Consider the following 11,128-nt stretch of genomic DNA (forward strand, 5'->3'; position numbering starts at 1 on the left):
ATGCAAGATAAAGAACAAGATAATTTAGACAATGATTTTGAAAATCATACAAGTGATTTACACGATCAAAAAAATCATCTTAGAAAGATACAAGCTTATGTAATTTTTGCTGTGGGTGGGTTATTATTAGTTTTAATATTAGTTTATTTTTTAAAATCATTTTTAAGTAGCAATACAACTACCGAAGAAGTACAAAAAGAAGATAATAAAGATTTGGCACAAAGTGTTAAAACAAAGGAATTTATTCCACCTCCTCCACAAAAAACATTTGATGAACTAATTGCACAAGAATCACCAAAACCGACACAAGATTTAATACTTGAACCAAAACCTCCAAAGCCTAGAATTGTTAAAGGTGCAGGAGTTACTGTTGTCGCTTCATCTAATAATGATGAATTTGGAAATAATGGCACAGGAAACAGGGAAGAATTTGGAGAAAAACCTAACACAGTGTTTGAGTTTGGACAAAATGGTACTTTACAAAACTCTAATAATTTACAAGGTGGTAGTAGTGGAGATTTTGTTGGAGAGGTCTTCACTCCCACAATCGCTAAAGTTAGCGAATTTGATCAAAATTTACTATTACCTAAAGGAACTTATATAGGCTGTGCTTTAAAAACAAGATTGGTAAGTTCTATTAAAGGTGGAATCGCTTGTATTGTATCAAATGATGTCTATTCTGCTAATGGAAATACTCTTTTAATTGAAAAAGGTAGCACTATTACAGGAACTTTTAATACTGGACAAATGGATGATGGAATGGATAGATTATTTGTAATTTGGCAAGAAATTAGAACACCGAACAATATCATTATCCCTGTTTATTCAGGTGCTACCGATGAATTAGGTGCAAGTGGCGTTCAAGGTTGGGTAGATCATCATTACTTAAAACGATTTGGCTCTGCTGTTTTACTATCAATGATAGATGATTCACTGGCTATCTTAGCGGATCAAATTGCAGGTAAAGATAATAAAAATAATTATGCCAATTACACTGAAAATACAAGAGATTCTGCAAAAGAAATCGCAAATACAGCACTAGAAAAAATGATTGATATTAAACCTACACTTTATAAAAATCAAGGTGATTTGGTCGGTGTTTATGTTAATCGTGATATTGATTTTTCAAAAGTTTATAAACTTACAAGGAAAAAGAATGTCAATAACGCTAGATAAATATACTCAAAAATTTTTTGGAGAATTTTTAAAAGATGATAATATCAATGAAATCTGCTATAACGGCGATAATAAAATTTGGGTACAAAACTCTAAAGGATTATGGGAATGTATAGATACTAAACTTGATTTTGAACAAGCTGGACATTTTGCAACTGCTTCAGCCTCATTCAAAAAAGATAAAATAGATGTATCACGCCCTATTCTTAGTTGTATTCTAGTAGGTGGAGAGCGTATGCAAATTGTTATTCCTCCTGCTACAAAAAGCGAACACATTTCAATTACTATTAGAAAGCCAAGCAAAACTCGCTTTAAAATGGAAGATCATATTAAAAGCGGACTTTTTGAAGATTTAAATCCTGATGATAAGAATAAAATCAAACCAAGCGATGAAGAATTAATCAAGCTATATGAAGCAAGAGATTATCAAAATTTTATATCCAAAGCTGTTAGCTATGGTAAAAATATTATTATCGCTGGTGAAACAGGAAGCGGTAAAACTACCTTTATGAAAACTCTTATTGATTTTATAAGCCTTGATGATAGGATTATCACAATAGAAGATGTTGAAGAAATCAAATTCTATGAACACAAAAATTTCGTGCAATTATTCTATCCTAGCGAAGCAAAAAGTACAGATTTTTTAAATTCTGCAACACTTTTAAAATCTTGTTTAAGAATGAAGCCTGATAGGATTTTACTAGCAGAGCTTAGAGGTGCTGAAACTTATGATTTTATTAATGTTTTAGCTAGTGGTCATGGTGGAAGTATCACAAGTTGCCATGCAGGAAGCCCCGAAGAAACATTTACACGACTTGCTTTAATGACTCTACAAAATCCACAAGGTCAATGCGTGCCTTTTGAAATTATCCAAAAAACACTTAAAGACTTAATAGATATTGTCGTGCATATCCATGCTCATCATGGAAAAAGGCGTATTAGCGGCATTTATTTTAAAGAAATGGAGAGATAAATGCAAAATAATAAAAGCATTCAAATGATTTTTCTTGCTATAGCGAGTTTTATTCTCACTTACTTAATAACGCCCATTGTTTTTTTCTTTTTAAATAAAGTAAAAATAATGAAAGCGATTGAAATTTATAACATAAATTTTACGCTACAAGCAATCTCTAATGGTTATCCAAAAATATGGCTTTCTTTAGGTATTACTTTTGGCATTTGTTTTGTTGTTTTTTCTGTTTTGGTGTTATCTTTAAAAGCCAAAAAATCTCAATTTGGCGAAGCTAGATTTGCAAATTTTAATGAAATTAAAAAAATGAATTTATTTTCAGATAATGGAATAATTATCGGAAAATACAAGGGAAAGATTTTAAGATTTAGCGGTCAGCAATTTGTAGCCTTAGGAGCACCCACAAGAAGTGGTAAAGGCGTAGGTATAGTAATACCAAACTTGTTAGAGTGGCGAGAAAGTGCTGTTGTTCAAGATATTAAACAAGAATGTTTTGACTACACAAGCAAATATAGAAAAGAGATTTTAGGACAAGAAGTTTATTTATTCAATCCATTTTCAAGACAGACACATCGCTATAATCCTTTAACTTATATTGATATGAATGATAAAGAGCATTGCGATAGTCAATTAATGGATTTAGGCAATATCCTTTATCCACTTGATGGGGATTCTACTTCAAAATTTTTCAACGGATTGGCTCAAAATCTATTCATAGGACTTTGTTATTTATGGCGTGATTTGCAACTTAGTAGCAATGGAAAAGATTTTCAAAAAGCTTTTAATGTTGATGTGGGAGAATTTAATTTTTACAATATCTTGCAACTCTCAAAAGGTTTAACTCTTAAAAATGAGGAAAATAATATTAGAGGTTTTGATGATACATACAATTTTTTAGTCTATTGTGAAATTTTAGATGAAGCTACCATAAGACGCTTAGAAACTTATTTTAATATTAGCTCAGACGCAACTAAATCAGGCGTAATGAGTTCTTTTAATGCACCCCTTGTGCCATTTGAAAGTGAAACTCTAAGATTAAGCACAGAAACAAGCGATTTTGATTTGCGAGATTTGCGTAAAAAGAAAATGACAATTTATATAGGAATTACGCCTGATCAATTAGCAAATGCACAATTTATTTTAAATATTTTTTGGTCGCAACTTATTTTATTAAACACCAAAGAAATGCCACAAAGCAATAAAGATTTAAAATATACTTGTTTAATGGTTATGGATGAATTTACTGCACCTGGTAGAATTCCTATCTATCAATCAGCAATCAGTTTTATGGCTGGTTATTGGTTAAGATCTTTGATGATTTATCAATCAAATTCACAACTTGAAACACAACCACCTTTGGGCTATGGAAAAGAAGGAGCTAAAACACTCTTAACAAATCATGCTTGTCAGATTTTCTATGCACCAAGAGAGCAAGAAGACGCAGAAGCTATCTCTAGGATTTTAGGAAATACTACTTTTAAAACAAAATCAAGAAGTATTAATACAGGCAATAATGGAGGTGGATCACATAGTATTAGCGAAGCAAGTAGGGCTTTAATGTTGCCACAAGAACTTAGAGAAATGCCTTTTGAAAATGAACTTATTACTATTGATAGTGGTAAGCCTATTTTATGCAATAAAGCATTCTACTATTCAGATTCATATTTCATGGATAAATTTAAAGCTGTTTCAAAAAGCCTATCAGGAATAAAAAAAATCCCTTCACGCAAACAATTAGAAGATGCAATCTTGAAAGGAGAATGCAAAATTAAAATTCAAATTATAGGAGAAAACAATGAAAAAAATGTCGCTTAGTTTAGCTTTAATCGCTTCATTAATGGTTGGGTGTTCTGCACCAAAAGCAAAACGATTAGATGATGGCTCTGCATTATCTATTAATAATTCTCTTTTGGAGCATAAATACAGTTTTGTTCCTAAAGATCCTTATTTGAGCGGATTTAATTGGACTTATCATATCGTGGTTGAGAAAAAAACTATAAATGATGATTTTATTAAAAATGATCTTATTACTAAAACTTTTTTACTCGCACACAATTCTACAAAAATCATTTTAGTAGGTAGAAAAGATTTAATTGAACAATATAAGCAATACTTTGAAAAAAATCAAGTTTTAGCACCTATAGAATTACAGCCTGTCAATCCTATTGAGCGTGATTTTAACAAAGTTAATATTTTATTTTTTAATAAAACAAATTTTTAAAGGAGAGAAAAATGAAAAAAATATTATTCCCATTTTGTGTTTTTGGTGTAATAAATAGTGTTAATGCTTTAGATTTGCAATTACTATCTGGTGATACTAGAACTTCTTGCGAAGTAATTCTTTGTTTAGCAAGTCCAGTTAAACCACCTGAATGTGCATCTTCTTTAGCAAAATATTTTAGCATTCACTTTAAAAAACCTTGGAAAACTATCCAAGCAAGGAAAGAATTTTTAAATTTGTGTCCTATTGACACAACAAATGATCCAGAAATGTATAAATATAAAAATGATATTTTAGTTAACTTAGATGGAGAATGCTCTACAACTGCATTAAATCAAAGAATTGAAAAATCAAAACAACCTTTAAAAGTTGAAAAAATATGCACTGGTGGTGGGCATAATGGATCAAGAGAATGCGTAGAAATAAAAACTTATGGATTTAGAATAAATCCTGAACTTACAAACTCTTGCAAACTTTTAGCTTCATCAAAATACACAGATTATCATTTAAAATATACTTGCGATAAGAAATTTTATGAGCAAAAAGATTGGGAAAGAGGTTATGAATTAAAAGAAGTATCACAAGAAATTTATAATGCTTTACCTGTATCGCAAAGAGAACAAGGAGAAAAATTAACTCCTATAAGTTATGGAGAATTTATTAAACTACCTGCTAATAAAAGAAAACAAGAAGGATTTGGCAAGTATTATAGAATCGATATTGCTTATTATCAAAAAATAATTATTAAAAAAGATTGCTGGATAAACGAGAAATAACAATGAATGAAGAAATTAATTCTAACGAAAATAATCTTTTTGAAATAGTTAATGAAGATAATTCAAAAAATATAGCTATGCAAAACTATAATGAATTATTGGAAAAATTTGAAAATCTTATAAAAATAATTATTGCTAAAATTAATGTTGGTAAGCAAAATGCACAAAATAATACAGAAGATGGTATTTTTAAAGATTTAGAAAGCAATATTATAGAGCTAGATAATACCTATTTAGCTCTTATTTCTTATTTTAAAAATCCTCCTAATGATGAAGAGAAAGAAATTATTAATAAAACCATTTCTATTAAAAAAACAATGGAAGATTTTGCTAAATTTGCTAATGAAATTCAAAAAATATCATTGGATGATAAACTTAAACAATATAACGAGCAAATTAATAAATTTTGCGAAATAGTAGAATATAAACTTTCTCATAATGCAAAAAATTATAATACTTTTCTTGATCATTTTGTTGAAGATGGAAAACAAAAATTGAATATATTTTCGGAAATTTTTACAAAAATGACAAAAAATACAAAATGGTATCTTATATTTTTTAGTTTTACTTCTATAGGGTTAGGTATGGCTCTTGGCATTTTAATTTTGCTTACTTATATAAAATATTCAGAATATAACAATTTAAAAGAAAGAGTAAGCACAATCACTCAAGGTTTAGCCACTATCTCTATTGATGAAAATAGCAAAGGAAGCTTTACCTTGAGCTTTGCAAAAAACAAAAAAACTATTTTCAATGAGAATAAAAATAGTATTCAAATCACACTACAAGGAGGTGAATGAACAGAACAATTATATACAAAAAAATGCAAAAAACAAAAAACAAATCACAAATTTATTAAAAAAAGGAGCAAAAAATGGCATTTGGAAAATTAGTTAATGATAAAATTGTTATCGATACAAACAATGCTTTAAATTATAGAGGCAAGGAAGGTGATATTCAACAAAGAAAAGTAGATACTGCTCTCATCGATGTTATTAAAGAAGCTGGACAAGTTGCTGCAATGGAACACGGAGCTGTGCTTTTTTCTGCAAAAGTTAATGAGGTATGGAAAAACTATTTTGTTAATAGAGATGAAAAAACTCACAATATAGTTTTAAAACCTACAAATTCACAAAATAGAGATGATTTCATTTATATCAACTCTAATATAAATGAGCAAGGTTATTTTTACTACACAATTAATCAGAAGCGAGAATCTGCAAAAGAATTAATTGAAGGAGTTGGAATTGTAGAACACCAAAATCAAGATGGAACTAAAAGCCACTATTTAGAAACTAATGTAAGGCTTTATAATGAAGAATTAAAACAAGAACTTAAAGAAAAAGGGAATGAGTTTATAGCTGTAATTTCAAATGCTGGAATTAAAGTTGTTAATGAAGCTGAAATGAAAGCACAAAAACAAGAACAACAAATACAGCAAACTCAAGAAATCAAAGAGCCTGAAAAAACTCAAAACCAAGAGTTTGGAAGATAAAAATATGCACCTCATAAAGGTGCATATTTATAGTTATTATTATTTATTAATAGTAATTATAAATAACAAATTTAAAAGTTATTTTTTGACAAGATGAGTAGTTTTACAAAAAATCAAACTATAGAAAAATCGATAGCAAAAAAATATCAATATCTTTAAAAATAGTATATTTAAATTAATAATATATAACATTAATAACTATTATTTTCTAATATTTATTAATAATATAGCAAACAATAAGATAAGATTTTTGAAAGGCAAAAATGAGATTATTTATAGCTGAAAAACCTGAACTTGGTAGAGCAATTGCAGAAGGATTAGATGGCAATTATAAAAGCGGAGAAGGATATATACAAAAAGGTGATAATATTGTTACTTGGGCTTTTGGACATATTTTAGAGCTTGCTAAACCTGAAGAATATGATGAAAAATATAAGTTGTGGAAACTTGAAGACTTACCACTACCCATTAAAGAATTTAAATATTTGCCCAAAAAAGAAAGTAAAAAACAATTAAAAATTATTTGCGATTTAATCCATAGCGACAAGATTACTTCTATTGTAAATTGTGGTGATGCTGACGATGAAGGTCAAATTCTTGTCGATGAAATTGTGCAATATTCTAAAACTTCTAAACCTGTATTTAGAGTTTTAATTAATGATTTAACACCAAAAGCAGTAAAAGAAGAAATAGCAAAAATTAAGCCAAATGCAGATTTTAAAGGAATGAGCGAAAGAGGTTTTGCAAGAAGTCAAGCAGACTGGATAGTTGGGATAAATCTTACTAGGGCTTACACCATAATGGCACGAAAAAATGGATATGAGGGTGTTTTAAGCGTAGGTAGAGTTCAAACACCTATTTTGTCTCTTATAGTTAATAGAGATAAAGAATTTGAAAATTTTAAAAGTATAGATTATTATTCCTTGCTAGGTGATTTTAATATCAACAATAATACTATTAAAGCAAGATTGAAAACAGAAGATAAAATTTTAGATGAAAATTTAGCTAAAGAGATCAAAGAATCTTGTGAAAACCAAAATGCAAAAATTAATTTAAAAATAGAAAACAAAAAAGAATATCCACCGCTACCTTATAACCTACTTGTTTTACAAGCTGAATGTGCAAAACTTTTTGGTTTTAGCCCTGATAAAACATTAGAAATCACTCAAAATTTAAGAGAAAAACATAAGGCTATAACTTATAATAGATCAGATTGTCAATATTTACCTGAAACAATGTTTGAACAAGCACCAAATATTTTAAATATTATAAAGGAAAATTTAAATTCTAATGATGAAATTCAAGCTCTCATTGCTAGCAGTGATTTAACAATAAAAAGCAAGGCTTTTAACGATGCTAACATTTCAGCACACTATGGAATAATCCCTACCCAAAATAAAATTTCATCGCAATTAACTCAAGATGAATTAGTCGTTTACAATCTAATCGCTAAAAGATTTATTATCCAATTCTTTCATCCGAGAGAATATCAAACTAATACAATTAATTTAGAAGTAAATCAAAGAATTTTTACCGCTACTCAAAACAAGACAACAAAAAGTGGTTTTAGAAGTCTTTGGCAAAATGTAGATAGCGAAGAAGAACAAGAAAATAATGAGAATGATATAAACGATTTATCTATCTTAAAAAATGGTGATATTGCAAAATGCTCTTTGATACAAATTGAAAAAAAGCAAACAAAGCCACGCCCTTACTACACTATGACAACGCTACTTAAAGATTTAAATAGTGTCGCAAAATATGTGTCTGATGAAAGAATTAAAAAATTGCTAATGGAAAAAGATAAAGACAAAAAGGGTGAAAGTGGTGGCATAGGAACACCTGCAACAAGATCTAATCATATAAAAACATTAATTGAAAGAGAGTATATAGAAGTAAGTAAAGATAAAAAACAAATTATCAAATCCACTAAAAAAGGTAGAGATTTAATTAAACTTTCTCCAAAATCACTTATTACTCCTGACATGACAGCATTGTGGTTTGAGCAACAAAAAATGATAGAAATATCAGAATTAAGAAGAGAACAATTCTTAGAAGAAATCACAAAAGAAGTAATTAGCGAAATTCAAAGAATTGATAAAAATCAAGAGTTTAAAATACTAGATAATGAAAACAAACCAAAAATTCAATGTCCGCAATGCAATAAAGGATTTTTAACCAAACGAAAAGGGAAATATGGAAACTTTTGGGGTTGTAGTGAATTTAAACAAGGTTGCAAGGCTATGTATTATGACGATAATGGAAAACCTAAAATAATAAATGTATAATATTAATAAATATTAATTTATTTTAATTAATATTAATAAATAATATTTTTCAAATATAAAGAATTTTATGATTATGTAAAAATATTTTTTGAGAGGAGGTAAATTATGGAAGAAAAAAATAAATATAATCAATGCTTGTTGCTTAATGGCTATGAGTTTTTAGATTTTGAAAATACTAAAAATACAACCTTAAAAGAATGGTTAAAAGATGAAAATTTTTTGCTTTTTATTAAAAGCATTCCAAAAGATTATATTTTTATTATAAAAAAATATAGCATAGCTAATGGAATATTTTTGACACATAAAAAAACTTTTGAATTCGCTCAAAAAATACTAGAAAAAGTCAAAGATATAAATTTTGACTTTTCTTATAGTGAATTTGAATTTAATCAAAATATTTTTTACGCATTAAATTTTAAAAATAAAGAAATTTCATTTACAGAACTTGTTTTTAGTTTTAAAATAAATTCATTGGATAGAAAAAGTTTTGATATTAGTAACATTTATAATAAAAAACATTTCATCATACAAAAAGATAATAGCTTAATTACCTTTAAATATAGAAAAATTCAAAGCAAGGGTTTTAATCTTGTTTTTTTATTAGAAAATAATATTTTAAAAAATTATTATTTTAACTATTTAGAAAAAATAAATCCTTATATTGCCAAAGATTTTAAAAATATCAAAGAAAATCATTCTTTTGAAATATATAAGCTTTTAAGAATAGATTTTAATGTTTTAATCAATTGTCATAGCGTTCAAGAAGTTATAGAAAAATCATTAAATACTAAAATTAATTTCAATCTAAATAAATTTGATATCCACTTGGCTTTATCTTTTGCAATTTCTTTAAATTTTATTGCAAAAAACGAACAGAATAAATTGTATAAATTTGTTTTGGAGAATAACAAATTAATATATGATTATATTGATTTTATTAATAATAATTTTGCCAACGAGCATTTTATTAAAATAAAATACAAAAGAAAAAAATACAAAATTATTAATATTGCCTCATTTTTATTGTATCACAAATTAAAACCACAGAAAGAAAGCTATCAAAATGAATTTCTTGAAATTTATATACTAATAAATGATTATATTAAATTAAGCTATGAAACAAATAATTTAATTAACCTTAACATTAATTCTATAAATAGAATAACAAACGAACATAATGTTTTAACGATAGAATTAGAAAAAAAACAAATTCCAAAAAATAAAAAACTTAAAATTAAAGAAGATTTTATCAATTTAAAACTTCCAGAAGAATTTAAACTAATAGAAACGCATAAAGAACTTTACTTGCACGGAATGGAGCAAAAAAATTGCGTTTATACAAGAAGAAGAGAAATTGAAGACGGCTTAAGTGCCATTTATAGTTTAAATTACGAAGGAGGAGTTTATACATTGGAAATTTTCAAAAGAAAAAATAAATTTGCAATTAAGGAAATCAAAGCAAAATATAATGAATTTGCAAATAAAGAAGTTATAAATTTTGTTGAAAAAAGCCTGAAAGCTGTTTAAAAAATACAAGGAGTTAAAATGAATACAAACAAAATTACAGATTTACACATACAAATTTCAAAGGAAGACTTGAAAATTTTAGATTTACTACTTAAAGCCAATGAGTATTCTAATATTGTTTTTTATTGCGAAAACGATGAAGAACATTTTATTTTTACAGAAGTAAAACTTGGAAATTATTTTTGCATAAACAGATGATTAGTGGCAGGGGGAAATCCTGCCGCTTTTTCTGCTTTAGTTTGTCAGCTTGACAAATAAAGGGTTAAGGAATATAATTAGATTCAGTATTATACAAGGAGTTAATAAATATGCGGCAAGGTATTCTTAAATAAACTGTCAATTTGATAGTGGGAACAAAAAGTGGCAGTCCCGTTTCACTTTTAATATGGGGCTTAGTTTTTTGTACCCAGTTTAAGAATACTTTTATCATGTAATTTTATATGCCCGAAAACATATAAGTGTTTTGGGGCTATTGGAGTTATTTACCCAGTGATAGGAGTATTTATCACTGGGTATTTTTATGCCCTTTTTTGGGTGTTGATAGGAATAAAATCACATGAAAATAATTAACTTAGGCATTCTGGCTCACGTTGACGCAGGAAAGACAACATTAACGGAAAGTTTATTGTATACCAGTGGTGCAATTGCAGAACTAGGGAGCGTAGATGAAGGCAC

At 27.7% G+C, this 11,128-nt stretch carries 11 protein-coding genes; all 11 read left to right on the forward strand.

What is annotated here, in order from left to right:
• On the forward strand, positions 1-1,176 hold the full coding sequence (virB10, locus tag SR62_RS03130) for a type IV secretion system protein VirB10 (protein ID WP_147502259.1): 1,176 nt from the start codon (positions 1-3) through the stop codon (positions 1,174-1,176).
• On the forward strand, positions 1,157-2,149 hold the full coding sequence (gene virB11 / locus SR62_RS03135; protein WP_002826431.1) for a P-type DNA transfer ATPase VirB11: 993 nt from the start codon (positions 1,157-1,159) through the stop codon (positions 2,147-2,149). The genes virB10 and virB11 overlap by 20 nt, the downstream gene beginning before the upstream one ends.
• On the forward strand, positions 2,150-3,961 hold the full coding sequence (locus SR62_RS03140) for a type IV secretory system conjugative DNA transfer family protein (protein WP_072241027.1): 1,812 nt from the start codon (positions 2,150-2,152) through the stop codon (positions 3,959-3,961). It abuts the gene before it with no gap.
• The gene (locus SR62_RS03145) at positions 3,942-4,367 is read left to right on the forward strand and encodes a cag pathogenicity island Cag12 family protein (RefSeq protein WP_052792750.1); all 426 of its coding nucleotides are present in this window, start codon (positions 3,942-3,944) and stop codon (positions 4,365-4,367) included. The genes SR62_RS03140 and SR62_RS03145 overlap by 20 nt, the downstream gene beginning before the upstream one ends.
• Before the next feature lie 11 nt (positions 4,368-4,378).
• A complete protein-coding gene (locus SR62_RS03150) occupies positions 4,379-5,143 on the forward strand; it encodes a TrbM/KikA/MpfK family conjugal transfer protein (RefSeq protein WP_002809111.1) in 765 nt (254 codons plus the stop codon).
• A gap of 2 nt (positions 5,144-5,145) precedes the next feature.
• Positions 5,146-5,943 carry a hypothetical protein gene (locus tag SR62_RS03155; protein WP_002834101.1) on the forward strand — a complete coding sequence of 266 codons (798 nt, stop codon included), beginning with the start codon at positions 5,146-5,148 and terminating at the stop codon, positions 5,941-5,943.
• Positions 5,944-6,017: 74 nt separating this feature from the next.
• Positions 6,018-6,638, forward strand: a complete 621-nt coding sequence (locus tag SR62_RS03160; RefSeq protein ID WP_002834102.1) for a hypothetical protein — start codon at positions 6,018-6,020, stop codon at positions 6,636-6,638.
• A gap of 263 nt (positions 6,639-6,901) precedes the next feature.
• A complete protein-coding gene (locus SR62_RS03165) occupies positions 6,902-8,926 on the forward strand; it encodes a DNA topoisomerase 3 (protein WP_147502260.1) in 2,025 nt (674 codons plus the stop codon).
• A 105-nt stretch (positions 8,927-9,031) separates the two neighbouring features.
• Entirely contained in the window at positions 9,032-10,453 is a 1,422-nt protein-coding gene (locus SR62_RS03170) for a hypothetical protein (RefSeq protein ID WP_002790581.1), read from the forward strand.
• Between the two features lie 18 nt (positions 10,454-10,471).
• Positions 10,472-10,651 (forward strand): hypothetical protein, encoded by a 180-nt coding sequence (locus SR62_RS03175; RefSeq protein ID WP_002779751.1) that lies wholly within the window; start codon positions 10,472-10,474, stop codon positions 10,649-10,651.
• Between the two features lie 358 nt (positions 10,652-11,009).
• Positions 11,010-11,128 (forward strand): GTP-binding protein (locus tag SR62_RS03180; RefSeq protein ID WP_222703345.1); only part of this gene is annotated, 119 nt, incomplete at its 3' end.

It is taken from the genome of Campylobacter sp. 2014D-0258, assembly GCF_008000495.1.
GTDB classification, from domain to species: Bacteria; Campylobacterota; Campylobacteria; order Campylobacterales; family Campylobacteraceae; genus Campylobacter_D; species Campylobacter_D jejuni.

Excerpts from the sequence above, each read along its gene's own strand:
- virB10 (WP_147502259.1), top strand. The coding sequence starts at position 1 with ATGCAAGATAAAGAACAAGATAATTTAGACAATGATTTTGAAAATCAT.
- virB11 (WP_002826431.1), top strand. The coding sequence starts at position 1,157 with ATGTCAATAACGCTAGATAAATATACTCAAAAATTTTTTGGAGAATTT.
- SR62_RS03140 (WP_072241027.1), top strand. The coding sequence starts at position 2,150 with ATGCAAAATAATAAAAGCATTCAAATGATTTTTCTTGCTATAGCGAGT.
- SR62_RS03145 (WP_052792750.1), top strand. The coding sequence starts at position 3,942 with ATGAAAAAAATGTCGCTTAGTTTAGCTTTAATCGCTTCATTAATGGTT.
- SR62_RS03150 (WP_002809111.1), top strand. The coding sequence starts at position 4,379 with ATGAAAAAAATATTATTCCCATTTTGTGTTTTTGGTGTAATAAATAGT.
- SR62_RS03155 (WP_002834101.1), top strand. The coding sequence starts at position 5,146 with ATGAATGAAGAAATTAATTCTAACGAAAATAATCTTTTTGAAATAGTT.
- SR62_RS03160 (WP_002834102.1), top strand. The coding sequence starts at position 6,018 with ATGGCATTTGGAAAATTAGTTAATGATAAAATTGTTATCGATACAAAC.
- SR62_RS03165 (WP_147502260.1), top strand. The coding sequence starts at position 6,902 with ATGAGATTATTTATAGCTGAAAAACCTGAACTTGGTAGAGCAATTGCA.
- SR62_RS03170 (WP_002790581.1), top strand. The coding sequence starts at position 9,032 with ATGGAAGAAAAAAATAAATATAATCAATGCTTGTTGCTTAATGGCTAT.
- SR62_RS03175 (WP_002779751.1), top strand. The coding sequence starts at position 10,472 with ATGAATACAAACAAAATTACAGATTTACACATACAAATTTCAAAGGAA.